Annotated in this window: 16 protein-coding genes and 1 pseudogene; 6 read left to right on the forward strand and 11 right to left on the reverse strand. The window is 46.0% G+C overall.

All coding sequences use genetic code 11. The annotated features are described in order from the left end of the window. The coding region (locus FC07_RS16205) for a hypothetical protein (protein ID WP_235807495.1) at nucleotides 1-228 on the reverse strand (228 nt) is incomplete at its 3' end. A 177-nt stretch (nucleotides 229-405) separates the two neighbouring features. Here FC07_RS16205 and FC07_RS09405 point away from each other — a divergent pair. The 4 genes and pseudogenes from FC07_RS09405 (at nucleotide 406) to FC07_RS09425 (ending at nucleotide 4,260) form a co-directional block, all read left to right on the forward strand. Continuing rightward, on the forward strand, nucleotides 406-1,791 hold the full coding sequence (locus tag FC07_RS09405; protein ID WP_057904848.1) for a 6-phospho-beta-glucosidase: 1,386 nt from the start codon (nucleotides 406-408) through the stop codon (nucleotides 1,789-1,791). Next, nucleotides 1,791-2,690: pseudogene (locus FC07_RS09410) on the forward strand (ROK family protein). Before FC07_RS09405 ends, FC07_RS09410 begins: the two are co-directional and overlap by 1 nt. Next, nucleotides 2,690-3,964, forward strand: a complete 1,275-nt coding sequence (locus tag FC07_RS09420) for a PTS sugar transporter subunit IIC (protein WP_057904851.1) — start codon at nucleotides 2,690-2,692, stop codon at nucleotides 3,962-3,964. Before FC07_RS09410 ends, FC07_RS09420 begins: the two are co-directional and overlap by 1 nt. Then, nucleotides 3,961-4,260 carry a PTS sugar transporter subunit IIB gene (locus FC07_RS09425; protein WP_057904852.1) on the forward strand — a complete coding sequence of 100 codons (300 nt, stop codon included), beginning with the start codon at nucleotides 3,961-3,963 and terminating at the stop codon, nucleotides 4,258-4,260. The genes FC07_RS09420 and FC07_RS09425 overlap by 4 nt, the downstream gene beginning before the upstream one ends. Before the next feature lie 744 nt (nucleotides 4,261-5,004). Here the strand turns inward: FC07_RS09425 and FC07_RS09430 are convergent. From FC07_RS09430 to FC07_RS09455, 6 genes are all read right to left on the reverse strand, one after another. Further along, nucleotides 5,005-5,352 carry a type II toxin-antitoxin system PemK/MazF family toxin gene (locus tag FC07_RS09430; protein ID WP_057904853.1) on the reverse strand — a complete coding sequence of 116 codons (348 nt, stop codon included), beginning with the start codon at nucleotides 5,350-5,352 and terminating at the stop codon, nucleotides 5,005-5,007. Next, on the reverse strand, nucleotides 5,352-5,570 hold the full coding sequence (mazE, locus tag FC07_RS09435) for a type II toxin-antitoxin system PemI/MazE family antitoxin (protein ID WP_057904854.1): 219 nt from the start codon (nucleotides 5,568-5,570) through the stop codon (nucleotides 5,352-5,354). Before mazE ends, FC07_RS09430 begins: the two co-directional genes overlap by 1 nt. A gap of 365 nt (nucleotides 5,571-5,935) precedes the next feature. Beyond that, nucleotides 5,936-6,382: a hypothetical protein gene (locus FC07_RS09440; protein WP_057904855.1), complete on the reverse strand. Its 447-nt coding sequence runs from the start codon at nucleotides 6,380-6,382 to the stop codon at nucleotides 5,936-5,938. 379 nt (nucleotides 6,383-6,761) lie between these two features. After that, nucleotides 6,762-7,130: an arsenic metallochaperone ArsD family protein gene (locus tag FC07_RS09445; protein WP_057904856.1), complete on the reverse strand. Its 369-nt coding sequence runs from the start codon at nucleotides 7,128-7,130 to the stop codon at nucleotides 6,762-6,764. A gap of 317 nt (nucleotides 7,131-7,447) precedes the next feature. After that, nucleotides 7,448-8,218, reverse strand: a complete 771-nt coding sequence (locus FC07_RS09450) for an HAD-IIB family hydrolase (RefSeq protein ID WP_057904857.1) — start codon at nucleotides 8,216-8,218, stop codon at nucleotides 7,448-7,450. 42 nt (nucleotides 8,219-8,260) lie between these two features. Next, entirely contained in the window at nucleotides 8,261-8,851 is a 591-nt protein-coding gene (locus FC07_RS09455; RefSeq protein ID WP_057904858.1) for an NAD(P)H-dependent oxidoreductase, read from the reverse strand. A 98-nt stretch (nucleotides 8,852-8,949) separates the two neighbouring features. Between FC07_RS09455 and FC07_RS09460 the strand changes: the two genes are divergently transcribed. Then, on the forward strand, nucleotides 8,950-9,594 hold the full coding sequence (locus FC07_RS09460; protein WP_057904859.1) for a Crp/Fnr family transcriptional regulator: 645 nt from the start codon (nucleotides 8,950-8,952) through the stop codon (nucleotides 9,592-9,594). Continuing rightward, nucleotides 9,566-9,742, forward strand: a complete 177-nt coding sequence (locus FC07_RS15640; protein ID WP_083483266.1) for a type II toxin-antitoxin system RelB/DinJ family antitoxin — start codon at nucleotides 9,566-9,568, stop codon at nucleotides 9,740-9,742. The genes FC07_RS09460 and FC07_RS15640 overlap by 29 nt, the downstream gene beginning before the upstream one ends. A gap of 126 nt (nucleotides 9,743-9,868) precedes the next feature. On the opposite strand, the gene FC07_RS09465 is transcribed toward FC07_RS15640, so the two are convergent. From FC07_RS09465 to yidA, 4 genes are all read right to left on the reverse strand, one after another. Next, complete coding sequence (locus tag FC07_RS09465; RefSeq protein WP_057904860.1) at nucleotides 9,869-10,822, reverse strand: Dyp-type peroxidase; 954 nt, start codon at nucleotides 10,820-10,822, stop codon at nucleotides 9,869-9,871. 194 nt (nucleotides 10,823-11,016) lie between these two features. Continuing rightward, nucleotides 11,017-12,822 carry an ABC transporter ATP-binding protein gene (locus tag FC07_RS09470; RefSeq protein WP_057904861.1) on the reverse strand — a complete coding sequence of 602 codons (1,806 nt, stop codon included), beginning with the start codon at nucleotides 12,820-12,822 and terminating at the stop codon, nucleotides 11,017-11,019. Next, the gene (locus FC07_RS09475) at nucleotides 12,815-14,542 is read right to left on the reverse strand and encodes an ABC transporter ATP-binding protein (RefSeq protein ID WP_057904862.1); all 1,728 of its coding nucleotides are present in this window, start codon (nucleotides 14,540-14,542) and stop codon (nucleotides 12,815-12,817) included. Before FC07_RS09475 ends, FC07_RS09470 begins: the two co-directional genes overlap by 8 nt. A gap of 485 nt (nucleotides 14,543-15,027) precedes the next feature. Then, nucleotides 15,028-15,840 (reverse strand): sugar-phosphatase, encoded by an 813-nt coding sequence (gene yidA / locus FC07_RS09480; RefSeq protein WP_057904863.1) that lies wholly within the window; start codon nucleotides 15,838-15,840, stop codon nucleotides 15,028-15,030. Nucleotides 15,841-15,874: the final 34 nt, after the last annotated feature.

A 15,874-nucleotide genomic window follows, 5' to 3' on the forward strand; every position in this document is an offset into this window, starting at 1 on the left:
TGGTCCAAAATTGTGCGGTATGCCGATATTAAACCTCGTATGAATAATTCGGGTTAATGCTAACAGAACAACTATTCGACTTATTCCCAGGCATTTTAAAGACCAATCAACGCCTGACTGCTTTGGAAAATTAATTTCAGTATTACATCTTTTGGCTCGCCCCATTCGTTTTGGTAATTTCATTTCAAAACCACAACTTCTTTTTGAAAGCTGTTTTGAAAGTTGCATTAGGTTACCAGTCAGTCACATTATTGTGGGTTATAGCCCATATTTTGCTTTGTTTTCAGAAAACTAAATAGAGTTTTTTACATTTTCTCATTTTTGTTTTTCAGTAATGAAAACGTGTTTTCATCAATTGAAAAACTTGCTATAATGACAACGATTACAAGTTGGAGGCCTAAAAACATGCAAAAGTTGAAAATCGTCACCATTGGTGGCGGCAGTAGTTACACCCCAGAATTAATGGAAGGTATGATCAAACGCTATGCGGCGTTTCCTGTGACTGAAATTTGTTTAGTCGATATTCCAGATGGTGCCGAGAAACTCGCCATCGTTGGTAAAATGGCGCAACGGATGTGGGATAGTTCCCCTTATGACGTGAAAGTCACCACGACTTTAGACCGCCGTGCTGCGTTGAAAGACGCCGATTTTGTCACCACTCAATTCCGGGTCGGTTTATTAGAAGCTCGAATCAAAGATGAACGTATTCCGTTATCCTACGGCATCATGGGTCAAGAAACCAACGGCCCTGGCGGTTTGTTTAAAGCGTTGCGGACGATCCCCGTTATTTTAGACATTGTACAAGATATGAAAGACGTATGCCCCAATGCTTGGCTGATCAATTTCACCAATCCAAGTGGTATGGTTACCGAAGCGATTATTCGTTACGGTCATTGGGACAAAGTCATCGGTTTGTGCAATGTACCGGTTAACGCCATGATGAAAGAACCAAAGCTCATTGATAAGACCACTGGTGAGTTGATTTTTGAATTTGCCGGCTTAAACCATTTTCATTGGCACCGGGTCAGTGATGCACACGGCCATGATGTGACCCCTGACATTATTGAAGCCATGTATCACAAGGATGATGGTATTCCAAAGAATATTCATAAAGTGCCTTTTATTAAGGAACAGTTATTAGACATGAACTTAATTCCTTGTGGCTACCATCGTTATTATTACCGTGCGGAAGAAATGTTGGCCCACAGTATCGAAGAATACAACACGATCGGTACCCGTGCGCAACAGGTCAAACAAATCGAACACGAATTATTTGAATTGTACAAAGATCCTAACTTAGACCACAAACCTGAACAATTATCGAAGCGTGGCGGTGCGTACTATTCTGATGCGGCTTGTGAAGCCATGATGTCCATTTATAGTAACAAAAACACTTGCATGGTAGTTTCTACCGTTAACCGTGGCGCAGTACCTGACTTACCTGCGGATTGTGTGGTTGAAGTCTCAGCGAACCTAAGTGGTAAAGGGGCCTTACCATTAGCCTTCGGTCACTTAGAAGCACCTGAAGCAGGCTGGTTACAGTTAATGAAAAATATGGAACTTGGGATTTGTAAAGCGGCAGTGACTGGGAATTATGGCTTGTTGCTGAACACCGTCTTCATGAACCCCTTAGTGGCTTCTGGTGCAACAGCTAAGCAGGTCGTTGATGAACTGTTGCTGGCGCATGCTAAGTATTTACCACAATTCGCGGATACGATTGCCAAATTAAAAGCAGATCACGTTACCGTGAAAGATCCTGTTGTCAACGAATTATTAGCGACAGGTAAATAATGTACGCTGCCATTGATATTGGTGGCACGGCCATTAAATATGCCCTGTTAGATGACACCTTTCACATTCAAAAAAAGTGGCAACGACCGACCTTGATTTTTGCAGCAGCGGCACAGTTTTACGACTACGTTTGTCGGGAATTGCTGGCTGAACGGCCGACCTTGATCGGCGTTAGCATGCCTGGCATTCTTAGTAAAACCGGTCAAGTAATCTCGAATACATCTCGATTACTGAATTCGATTTTTCACACCAACCCTAATCGTGAAATCAGTCAACGCCTGCACCAAGTTCCGGTGGCCGCGTTAAACGATGCCCGCGCCGCTGGCACCTGTGAAGTCCAGTTAGGCAATGGCCGCCATACGGCCTCAAGCCTCTATTGGCTAATTGGCACGGCCATTGGTGGTGCCAGTTTTCAAGGCACCCAATTGATCACCGGCCAGGATAATTTTGCCGGTGAGTTTTCACATTTACCCATTGCCATTGAAAACAACCGGACAGTCGGCTTGGCCAAGCGAACTGGTATCCCAGCTTTGATCAAAGACTATAATGCACGAGTTACTCCTGAACAAGCCGTGCATACCGGCCAAGCTGTGACCCAACGTTGACGCCAACAGGATCCTGCGGCACAACAAGCGCTTGATCAGTGGACCACGGCCAATGCCCAAGCACTGCTAATGCTCACCATGATTCTCAATCCAGAAGTGATCTGCTTAGGTGGTGCTATTAGTGCCGACCAATCTGTCATCGATTTGATCAACACTAAGTTTCACACGATCCAACAGCCCTTTTCGGCCTTAATGACCACTGAGCTGAAAACGTGCCGCTTTAAAAATGACGCCAACTTGATCGGGGCAACATTATTTGCAGCACAACAATTTCATATTAAAGGAGTAAACTAATGCAACTTGCTCGTATCAACAAAGGCTTTCAAAAGTTTGTCGGCAGCGTTTATATCCAGTCGATTCAGGCAGCCTTTTATGGCGCAATGCCATTTATTATTGTCGGTTCACTGTTCCTGTTGCTGGGCAGTTTGCCCATTAACGGTTACACAAACTGGCTCACTGGAATTGTCGGTAAAACAGGTCTCAACGCCTTAAACACCGGTTATTCTGTCTGTATGGGTATGATGACCTTATACATCATCATTTATATGGCCAATATGATCTGCCAATTTAAAGGTATTGATCGGCTGTTAGGCATTTCCGTCTCCTTAGCAACCTTTTTACTCGCCTCACCCATCAAAATCAATGACGGCGTTAGCTATTTAGACCTAACTTCCTTTAGTTCTGCCGGAATGTTTACCAGCTTTTTCACCACGATTTTCTCACTAAAAATTTTGGAATTGATCGTTAAACATCAAAATCCAAAAAGTATGTCTGCGATTCCAGATAACGTTCGTAAAGCTTTTACCGCACTTGTTCCGATTTTTGTGATTGTTGCCATTTTTATTGCAATTAATTATTTCTTTGCGGCTACGGAATTTAAGACCTTATACGGCTTTTTCTCAACCATTATTCAAAAGCCGTTCACCCATTTTGCAGGTTCCTTACCAATGATGATGCTGTTCACGTTAATTGAGGCCTTACTGTGGGTAATGGGGGTGCACGGCTCCAACATTGTGTTATCCGTAACGCAACCCGTTTTGTTAGCTTTGGCTGATGAAAACTTAAAACACGGTGCCCATAACATTATTAACATCCAGTTCTATTCACATTATATGAAGCTCGGTGGTTTTGGGGCAACGATTGGTTTGTGTTTACTGTGCTTGTTCTGGGCTAAGTCAGAACGCTATAAGAGCATCGGTAAATTAGGCATCATCCCTGGGATTTTTAACATTAACGAACCCATGATCTTCGGGCTACCTGTGATTTTAAACCCAATTTTTGCCATTCCATTTGTGATCACCCCACTGGTCATGTGCTTAGTCGCTTACTTTGCCACTTACATCGGGCTCGTACCGGTGACCAACGGGGTTGTGATTCCGTGGAACACCCCGATTATTATTTCCGGCTTCTTGATCTCCGGCTGGCAAGGTGCCGTACTGAATGTGGTGCAAGTCATAATCTGTATCGCCATTGGCTACCCATTCTTTAAAAAAGCGGATAACCAAGCTTATGCTGAAGAACAGGCCAAAAAACAAGCAGCTGAAACAAAGGAGGAACCTACCGCATGAAAATCTGTCTCGTTTGCAACACTGGTTTAAGTACCAGCTACCTTAAACAAAAATTGATTGCCTATGGTGAAGAAAACCAATTGGAATTATCTGTTGATGCGATTCCTTACGCTGAATGTATCGATTACCAAAGCAGCCATGACGTAGATGTTTTCCTCATGGCCCCACAAGTAGCCTTTATGCAAGATAATTTACGCCAAGCCTTGCCTGACAAAAACGTCAAAATTGCAGCCATTTCTGTTCCTGATTATGGGATGCAAAACGCGGCCAATATTATGGCCAGCTTACAGGCCTAATGAAAGTCGCTCTCGTTGAGGGCGGCTTTTTTAGCGGCTGAAAATGAAACAAGTATCATTATTCAACCTCATTAAAGTCCGCCTACGGTCATGCTTCATGCATCACCGTAGGTTGCAAGCTTCGCCAAGTTTTGGCGCTAACGTGAATACACGGCTATCTGATGCAGGAATCAGTAATTATTTTTGACCTTTTTCAAAACCCAGATTTTTGGGTCATGCCATCACTAAAGCACTCCCTCGCACAATTATTTTAACGTTATTTACTGTAACCCCCCTATAAAAGTCCGCAATACATTTTCTATCCTCAATCAATTAAGCTGCCAATTTCAAAACATCGTCACACTGGAAATCAATTATCCATTTAAGCGACATTCAACAGCTCGATTAGCCCTATCATCGCAAATCACCACCCCCTTTACAAGCGAACAACCCTCACTTTTTCCTATAAAAATCAAAGCTGAAATGACGAGTTCTTGCGCATTACTAATTGAAAATACACAATTCTATTCATCGCCCCCATCGCCGTTAAAGTGAACATTCATACCAAATTTTAATCTCACCTTCATGTCTCAATCGCCACTTCAGACATTGCACCGTTCAAACAGCTTCCTTCGGACACCAAAAAAGTCGACCTTAACGATCGACTTGTCAGTTACTGATTTAAAGTTATTTGATACTTTGATCGTTCTTAATGATAAAGCTTTCACTTCACAATGCTTGTTGAAGTATCCAAAACGATCCAATCTAAAATGGAAAACCAAAATTATAATAAACGATTTGTGCAACTTGATAAAAGTCAGTATCCCTCATTGTTTCAATGTACGTTGCATGCCGTTGTGCCTTGTCAGAAGCATCCAACGAATAGACTTGTGCTGCGATAACTTGGCCAACCGTTTTATAACCAGCTAATGTATAATAGCCAGCTAAAGCTCTAAGCGTTGACGTAATTGGTGCAACAATCAAAAATCCCGTTTGCTGATTATAGCTATCACTACTCAGAATAAGTGCCGGTCGTCTTTTCTTAATTTCACAGCCTTTTTGCGGATCAAAATCAATCCAAATGATATCTTTTTGCCTTAGCTGACGATTCATTATTCAACCTCATTAAAATCTGCTTCCGGCCATGCTTCACGCATTTCTACATGCTGCTGGTCTTGAGTATAGGGATTATCAAGTTTTGGTACTAACGTAAATGAACGACCATCTGATGAAGGAATCAATAACCAATTTTGACCTTTTTCAAAACCTAAATTTTTCGGTAATGTCATTGCCAACGAGTTGCCCCGAGCAACAGTTCTAACTTCATGCATTTTTAAAGTCCCCCTTATCAAACAACGCACTAAATTAATTAAGGTAGCTTTAATTTAACATGTTAAACCATGGTTTACAATTCTTTTGATTCACTTCATTAGCCCTATCATCGCAAATCACCACCCCCTTTACAAGCGAACAGCCCTCACTTTTTTTCTATAAAAATTAAAGCTGAAATAACGAATTTTTGCGCATTACTAATTGAAAACACGTGATGCTATTCATCGCCCCCATCGCCGTTAAAATGAACATTCATCCCAAGTTTTAATCTCACCTTCATGTCTCAATCGCCACTTCAGACATTGCACCGTTCAAACAGCTTCCTTCGGACACCAAAAGCCGACCTTAACGATCGACTTATGTTTTACCAATTGAAAGTCGTCTGGCCCTTTGCACCCTTGGCTTGTAAAGTGAGTGTGACCTGCTTTGGATAATGGCTGAGATCAATTTGTTGGCGTGCCTGCGGCTTTAAACGCACCGTCCGTGTGGTATGGCCTGCTGCTTGCACCAAAAGTTTCAGCTGGCCTTGATTATGCGTATGAATCGTCAGCTGGTGCTTTTGCCGGGTAATGCGCTGGCTTTGAGAACCATCCAAATACCAGTATGATAGCCGCCATTGGTGCGCAGTATGCAAATTATAGCGGCACAAGGCCACATTGAGCCGGGTATGATCGGTGCGTCCCCCATACACCAGGCCGAGGTCCAATGCTAGAACACCTAGCAACAGCACCCAATAGCGTTTCCGCCAATAGCGCACGCCAAAGCCCAGTACAACAATGACCAGTACAATACCAATCCAAAGTACAGCCATGATGATGCCTCCTTTTTTTGGTAACTGTCCAAGATCCCCCCCAACGTTACACTAACGATACCAAAATAATAGCTTAACCGAAATACAAAAGTGAAGCGGTTACTTATTTTATTATAAAAATAAACTGCGCTCGACTAGTCACTCATGAAAGTAATCGTCAAGCTCCCTGTTTTAACCCTTCCCCTCACTGTTGACCATCACACAACACGCTGATGGACCCATCCCAACATTGCATTCCTTTCAAGAGGACTAGTTCAACAAGAATCTGCACCAAACAGACGACACGTGCCTATTGGCCCAGGAGCGGTCTTAAGACTAAAAAACCTCACAACCGCCAGACCGTCTAGGGTCTAACTATTGTGAGGTTTTATTTTATTTCCTAGCAGCAACAACCAGAACCGCCACAACAGCCACCTTGACCTGCTTCTTCGTCAACGAAGCCTAGGCCGGTGTAGTCTGAGATCTCATCCAAGCTAGGATAAGCGCCCATTTTAACAACTTTGCCGTCTAACAAGGTGATTGGTAGGTTTTCCTCATCCCCAGCCAGCGCTTTAACAACCGTTTCATTGCCATTAAAGGCTTCTGGATCGATTTGATGCCGGACCGCCTCCACATCATCAACTTCTTTTAAAGCGTGAAATGCTGCTTTAACTAGCATTTTGTCGTGATTGTCGTCACCGCCGCAACCGCAGCTCCCACCGCCACCACAACATTCATGTACTGGTTCATATATTTCAACTTTGACCATTTTAGCCACCGTTCCTTTCAATTAATAAAACGCTTACGCAATAGTTTTAATTTAAAGAATCTTGCGGCAATTGTCAATAGTGCCAATCCCTAACACTAGCGCCTATACATGAAGCAAGTGCCTGACCTGACGCGCTGAAACTTAAGTATCACTCGTTTAGGATCCCACCACGCAAAATAGCCCCCTGACCAACTGATCAGACGGCTGTGACCGCGACGTGAATGTGAGGGATTGCTTGGGAGACAAATTTAATTTGCGAGGTTTTTCACGGCCACTATGAATAAGATGCGTCAAAAGCCGCCGTTTTGTTTTTTATTTTAAATTAAATGGTAATACTGTAAACCAGCCAGCACCCCATTGTCGGTGGTCGCCACAAATGTGGCCTGCTGTTGCAATGCTGATGTGGCAGCGTGCATGGCGATCCGATAAGTGGCATGAGCAAACATGCCCAGGTCATTGTCCTGGTCGCCAAAGGCATAGGTGGCGCCCACCTGAACCTTATTTTTTGCCAAAAATGTTTGAATGGCTTGGCCTTTTGACACGTTTTGCGGCACAATATTCACGGCCATTGGGTCATAGCGAATGAACCGCAGGTGGTGGCCTAAGCGCTGTAAGTATGGGGCTTCATGTTGGGCGTCCATATAGGCGTTCATAAAGTTCACCGGCTGATGAACGTAAAAATCGGGCTTAATTGGTGCACTGGCAATGCCCAGCCGGTTCATATGAGCTTGAGTCCGAGCATTAATACCAGTTACCGCAAACCCCTGCTGGTTAAAGTAGGCCAGATCATCCCCTTGCGCCTGCGCCACTTGCCGCAACTGGACCATGTCAGCCTGGGCAATCTGCGTTTGTTGCACCAACTGTTGGTCCGCCACAATGTAACTGCCATTAGATAAAATATAGTTTTTAATGTGCAACTGGTTTAACAGCGGCTGGACTTCATACAAACTGCGCCCGGTGACCACCACCGGTAGATTTCCATTGGCAATCAAGGTTGGAAAAATCGCTTGCGTCGCAGCTGGCACTTGCAAGGTGTGGTCCAAACATAAGGTGCCATCTAGATCGAAAAAAAGTAAGTTTTGTGGCATTATTGGGCCTCCGAATGAGTTGATTAAATTTAGTATACCACCTTAAATTTTAAACTTTGCCAGTACTTGTTGCCGTTGTGCTAACGTTAATTGGTCAACTTGTACCACAGGGTGCCATTTAAAATGCCACAAGCGCGTTTTCAAAAAGGTTCCACGTTGCAACATTTTTAATAGTGGTGCCCCAAATAACCACCGGTACAGCAGCTTCGGCGTGCTCATAGTCGTGATCACATCGATCCGTGGCTGACGTTCTAATTTGGTGCGCATATTATCGCCACGGTACAAAATGTTTTTCGCATAAACTTTGTCCAAAAACCCTTTTGTCATGGCTGGCATGACTTCCCACCAAATGGGAAACATGAAAATAATGCGTTCTGCAGCTAATAGTGCTTGCTGGTAACGGGCTACTTGAGCATTCACAGGCAACCCTCGCCGCCAGCGGGCCAACTCGGCTGCCGACATCACCGGGTCAAACTGTTCTGCATGTAAGTCAATTAATGTCACTTGATCGTTTTGCGCTTTTAATTGTTGCTGCACTTGTTGGCACAATGCCGCCAAAAAAGCGCGCTGATGTGGTACATTATGACTGGCAGTAGCGGTATAAGGGTGGTCAAAAATAATCACAGTTTTCATATTGATCGTCTCATTTCATTGGAATACGCTTAGTTTACGTAACCCTTCGCCAAACGGCCTTAACCTTTGTTAATTTTAATCAGAAAGAACTGAAACAGATGGCATTACCTACAATTTTGGCCGTTAAGTTCCCCGAACTAGCAACCCATTGGACCACTTGTGCACCTTACTTTCATGCCCAAACAGTGCCAGCACATACCCCACTTTTACGCCAAGGCGATGTGGCCGACACCATTTATATTGTGGTGCATGGTGCGTTACAGTTACTGCATGAAACAGATCAAAAAACCATCGCCGTCCAATTTTTCTTAGAAAATCAAATCGTCAGCTCATTTGAAAGCTTTTACTGTCAAATTCCCAGCGACTGCACCTTAGCCACCTTGGAAACCAGTCAGCTGTTAGCTCTGAGTCGGGCTGATTTCAACGACTTGTGCCAACGCTACCCCACTTTGGAACAAAGCTTAACGCGTTGGATCTGTCAGCGTTTTATGCAATACCGTCAACGCGTGATCTGTCAACTACGAAACACACCGACACAGCGCTACCAAGCGCTTTTAGCGGATGAGCCTGAACTGCTAGCGCGGGTGCCGTTACATCAATTAGCCACCTATCTTGGCATGACCCCGGTGTCATTAAGTCGGATCCGCAAACGTTTAGCGGCTTTAAATCAACCTGTCAGCAATCGTACACCAACAATAAAAGGACGTGATTTCAATGCCTCACAAAACACAACTCACGCTTAACATTGACCCCGCCTTAAAAACGGCTGGACAAGCAGTGGCCCAGAACCTAGGACTAGATTTGTCGACCGTTGTTCAGCAATTGATCACCACGATGGTGGCGGAACAGCGCTTACCATTTACGCCGACAGATCTGCCTGCTGCAGCCTGACAAGCTCTGTATGAAGCTGCATATCATCATGATTACAAAGTCTATAACAGCGCTGAGGCAATGTGGACGGACCTAGCGGACTAAAAAAGACGCGCAAGCTCATCACTGGCTTGCGCGTCTTTTACCTTACAATTCCCCATCTGCGATCTGCGCCAACATTGGGCGTGACGGGACGAAGAATAATTGTCCCGATAAAATATCTGAGAAGGTCAGCAAGAAGTCTGACTTGTCTAACATTTGTTGCAGCATATTTTTCGTAACGGTCCAATGCCGCGCGTAGCCCATGAAATAGGTGCCGGTATCGCCTGCCGCTGGGTCGGAGTACGCCACATTCATGCGAATGATTTTTTGTTCCACACCATTTTCATCAAACTTCGCGCTAACGTTGTGCGCATTGGCATATTTTTCGTCGTCTTCTAATTCTAAGTCGTTGAATTTTTGACGCCCAATGGCCTTTTCTTGTTCTTCGGTTTTCATATTTTCCCAGAAAGCCATGTCGTGATGCCATTTCTGCGCAAACGCGTAAGAACCGTTGATGAATTCAGGATCTTCGTCCCCAATAATTGCGTAGTCGGCAGCATCCTCTGCGGCTGGCGCTTCGGTGCCATCGATAAAGCCAATAATCGCCCGACCTTCAAAATAGCGGAAGCCTTTGGTTTCATCCACCACTTCGGTAACGTCTTGCAAAAATTGCCGGAATTGCGTTTGGGCTTCATAAACCACGGCTTCATTGCTGGCGCGAATGTGTAAGAAAATGTCCCCTTCTGAGGCCGGCATTTTGTATTCTGGTCCCGTTAACCCGGTATAAGTTTCCAATTCCTTAGGCTTAGCGGCTTTGGGGAATAAGTAATCCCAAGCTGCGCTACTAAAACCGATGGCCACTTTTAATTCTGAATCAGACTGCAAATGAGAGTCTCGGATTCGCAACGAGCGAATAATCGCCTGTGAACGATCCGCAAATTCTTGGATTGCTTCCTGAGCTTTGGCTTGGTCGTCGCGTTTTAGTTTCAGTACTGTAAATTGAACATGCTGGCCCACATCTTTCCAGACATCTTGGGCATCGGTTGGTTTGATTGGCATTTAAAAGTCCCCTTATCCTGTAAATTCATTCACCCTCAGCATACTGAAAACCTTCTCAAAAGTCAATTCACTAGTGTCCTGCTTAATCATGCCAAATTAAGCGTTGTACAACAGTTTTATTTTCCCGCAACCTTAACACCAGTTAAAAAGCCCAGACGATTAACGTCTGAGCCAGTATTCATTCTTCAATGCTATCACACATCTTTGCCTTGGAACTGACTACGATAAAGCCGCCAATACAAGCCTTTTTGGGCCAACAAATGGGCATGCGTGCCGCGTTCCACAATGCGACCCTGGTCAATCACAATAATCTGATCGGCTTTTTGAATCGTTGACAGGCGATGGGCGATCACAAAGCTGGTTTTCTGTTGCATCAATTGGTCCATGGCCTGCTGGATCACCATTTCCGTTTTGGTATCAATGGCTGAAGTGGCTTCATCTAAAATTAAAATCGGCGTTTGGGCTAAAAAAGCGCGGGCAATGCTGATCAGCTGGCGTTGCCCTTGGGACAGGCTTTGTTGACGATCAGATAGCTGCGTTTGATAGCCGGCTGGCAGTTGCATGATAAAGTCATGGGCATTGGCCGCCTTGGCTGCGGCGACAATATCGGCCTCGCTGGCATCCAGGCGGCCCAGGCGAATATTGGCCTGAATCGTGCCAGAAAATAAAAATGGTTCCTGCTGGACAATGGCGATCTGCCGACGTAAAGCGTACCGATCCAGTTGGTCGATCGGGTGGCCGTCGATTAAAATCGTGCCGGCGGTTAACGGGTACAATTTCGTCAGTAAATTAATGGTAGTGGTTTTGCCGGCACCAGTAGGCCCCACAATAGCCACCATTTCCCCTGGTTTGGCCGTTAAGGAAATATCATGCAAAATCGGATGTTCTGGTTGATAGCCAAAAGTCACGTGTTGCAAGGCAATCGTGCCTGTTAACGTTGGCATCACCACGTGCGGGGCATCCTGTTCCGCTGGGGCATTGATCACCGCAAACACCCGCTCGGCACTGACAATGGACACTTGCAACGTGTTGATCAGATCCAACATATTCCGAATCGGCCCGGTAAAGTCCCGCATATAGATCAAAAAGGCGAACATAATCCCCACCGTAATACCCTGATAGCCGTGTAAAATCGCTAAAGCGCCTAACACCGTGATCAGCGCATAGGCCAAATTGTTCAGCATATTATTCAGCGGTCCCAGCGCCCCACTGAATACTTGCGCTTGATAAGCGTGGTGCACATAACGCTGGTTGGTAGCGCGAAAATCAGTCAGCACTTGATCCGCTTGTTCAAAGAGTTGAATGGTTTTTTTACCGGATAAGGTTTCCTCGATTTCACTGTTCAGCTGCCCCAGTTCAGCTTGTTGCTGCCGAAAAGCGGTTTGCGTGAATTTGGCAATTTGCCGCGACAAAAAATAAGTGCCAGTTGACGCCAATAAAACCACCAGCGTTAACGCCGGACTGAGCACCAGCATGGCAATCAACATCCCCACCACACTGATCACACCGGTGAACAGCTGAATAAAAGTTTCCATTAACGCCGTATTAATGTTGTCCACATCGTTGGTCAGCCGGCTCATTAAGTCGCCACTCGGGTGCTGATCAAAATAGCTTAACGGCAGCCGCTGCATGCGGGTGAACACATCCTGGCGAATTCGCGTACTGGTTTCCTGGGCAATGTTTACCATAAAATGGCTTTGCAACCAATTAAAGCCACTGGCCACCACATACATGCCCACCATTAGCAGGCACACCATGGCCAACAGTTTCAAACGGTCGGTGCGAATGTAGCGGTCAATGATCAGGCCATTTAAGCGGGTGCCAATAATCGACACCACTGTGGTCACCACGGTAAACCCAAAAACTGCTGCTAACGGCCAACGTTTTTGCAGCAAATATCCGCTTAATTGTCGTAACGTCGGCTTTAAGTGCTGCACTTTCAACTGTTCTTCGGTATAATGTTGGCCGCGTGGTGGCCGTTTCATCGCAACATTAGGCATCTGTCAGCACTTCCTTTCCCAACTGTGCCACCGCTACTTCACGATAAAATGCGGATTCTTGTAATAAGGTGGCATGCTGTCCGCGGGCAACGATGTGGCCGTGATCCAGCACTAGAATCAAATCACTATCCTGCAACGCCGCAATGCGCTGGGCGATCATAATGGTGGTTTTGCCCTGTCGCACTTGACGTAAAGCCTGTTGAATGTGGGCATCCGTTGCCAGATCCACGGCACTGGTGGTATCGTCTAACACTAAAATCGCTGCTTGCGCCACCAACGCTCGGGCAATGTTTAACCGCTGCTTTTGCCCGCCAGAAAAGTTATTACCGCGCTGTGTGACCTGGGCCTGATACCCGCCAGGCCGCGCAGCAATAAAATCGGCCGCAGCAGCGGCCTGCGCAGCTACCACCAGCTCAGCATCGGTGGCCGTCTCTTTGCCATAGCGCAAATTGCTGGCAATCGTTCCAGAAAACAGCACACTATTTTGCAACGCCACCGCCACTTGCTGGCGTAACTGGGCCAAACTGAGCTGATTAATTGGGACGCCGCCAATGGTAATGCGGCCGCTGGTAGGGTCATACAACCGTGTTAACAAGTCCACCAAAGTGGTTTTACCACTGCCGGTGGTGCCGATAATGCCTAATTTGGCGCCTGCTGGCAATTCAAAATCAATGTCCGTTAACACATTTTCGCCCCCAGGATAGGCAAAATTCACGTGTTCAAAGCGCAAGGTGGTGTCCGTTGGTAACGCAACGGTAGCTGTCGGTTCAGCATCTTGCGGCAGGTCCAGCACCGCCTGAATCCGCGCCGTGGCCGTTTGCGCCCGGGATAAGCTGGACACCGTGTTCACCGTATTGATCATGGCGGTCGTAATCTGGATCATATAGTTCACAAACGCCATGATCTGCCCGGTGGTGATCAAATGACTGGCGTGCAAGCCCCCGCCAAACCACAACGCCGCCACAATACTTAAATTTAACGCCAAGGTCACCACTGGTGCCAAAATAATGACGGACGCTTGGGCGGCCACGCTACTGGTTTGGACTTGTTGATTGATTTGGTCAAACAACTGTTGCTGCTGATTTTCTAACGTAAACGACTTCACGGTTTTAATGCCTAATAACGTTTCCCGCATGACCCGATTGATCCGGTCAATCGCCTGCTGCATTTTGGTAAATAATGGCACACTGTGGCGAATCACCAACCCCATAAAAAGCAGTAACACCGGCACCACAATGGCCAAGATCCATGCAATGCGTGGTGAGATCAGAAATGCCATCACGATCCCACCGAGCAGTAAAAATGGCGCCCGCACCAGCGAACGCGTTAACGTCATCACTAAATTTTGCATTTGGATCACGTCATTGGTGATCCGAGTGATCAACGTCGGCGTGCTCAGATCATGACCGTTACGGGTAGCCAACGCCAAACTGAGCAAATGATTGCGCAAACGCTGCCCCATTTTCAACGAGGCATAGCTGGCAAGCGCATTACAGCCGCTGCCGCTACACGCGCCTACCAAGGCGATCAGCAACATCACGCCACCAGTTTGTAAAATAAACTGCGGGTGCCCGGAACCGGCTAACCCCGTATCGACAATTTTGGACATCAACGTGGGCTGCTGCAAATCGCAAAACACTTCCATCAACATCACCAGTGGCGCCGCAAACAAGCACACCCGCTGCCACCGCCGCGTGTGCTGCCAAATAATTTGAAACATTTTGTCACCGCCTATCCAAAAATAGCCACTAAATAGCCGCTTCAACGTAAATACGTTAAAGCGGCTATTTAATTCTTCATTGAGTTAAGTTTATTATAAACTGATTATCACTTTTGGTAAAGCAACACTGCTATTTCACACAACACGCTTATTTAACACAACAGCACCTTTATCTTTTGACAGCTGATATGGATGATCAAACTAGTCATAACCAGAAAGAGGCTGATGCTGGAACATACTGGTGATTGAGACGCTTTTTTCGCTGAAATGATGCAAGCTGCCAGCTATCGCAGCGGCTATCATGTCGAACCGAACGAGTTGGCCAGCGCTGCAGCATGATTAATAGCTTGCGCCCAAGCCGGCAATCACAACGAATAAAGCATAACGACCACACGCATGAAAATGCCAAGACCTTAGCCGCAGCCTCCTAACCAATCAAAAAACGCTTAAACCGCACCTCATTCGGCTGGTTCAAGCGTTATATTTTATAAAGCACACTCCTGAATGGCCTGGGCCACCCCATCATGGTCGTTATCAGCGGAAATATATTGTGCCGCAGCTTTGACCTGGTCCGTGGCATTGCCCATGGCCACGCCGGTACCGGCTAAGGTGATCATGCTCAAGTCGTTTTGTTCGTCGCCAATGGCCATCATTTCGCTGGCATCTAACTGCAATTCCGCGGCTAATTTGGTTAAGGCCGCGCCTTTGCTCACGCCTTTGGGACTGACTTCTAAGAAAAATGGTGAGCTTTTGACAAAGGTCAAGCGGTCGCTTAACGCCTTAAAAGGGGTCATATCCGCCATGGCAGCGTCTAGCAATGCCGGTTTATCAATGAACATCCCTTTTACCAAAGCAATGTCCCGCATTTCTTCCGGTGTACGGTAAGCAATGTTTAAGTTGACCAGACTGCTTTCATACACGCTGTATTCGCTAATGTTACGGTTAGCCGTGTACAAAAAATCAGCGTTTTCCACGTGAAAATGCAGGTTCAATTGTCGCGCTAGCGCTTCGACTTGAATGTAATCCGCATATTGGAATTGGGTTTGTGCCAACACATTACCCGCAGTTGTTTGCACCAAGCCACCGCCAAAAGTCACGGCGTACTGATCGGCCTGATCAGCTAAACCTAACGGCGCCAAGTAAGGGGTCACCCCTGTAATGGGCCGGCCACTACATAAAACCACCTTAATGCCAGCTGCGGAAGCAGCTTTAATCGCGCTGATCACGCCTGGTGTTAGTTCGCGCTTTGAATTTAAAAGTGTTGCGTCAATATCGATTGCAATGAGTTTAATCGCCATGTGTCAAAAATCCTCTCACGTTTTTCTTTAAGCT

It is taken from the genome of Loigolactobacillus bifermentans DSM 20003 (assembly GCF_001434575.1).
Classification (GTDB): Bacteria; Bacillota; Bacilli; order Lactobacillales; family Lactobacillaceae; genus Loigolactobacillus; species Loigolactobacillus bifermentans.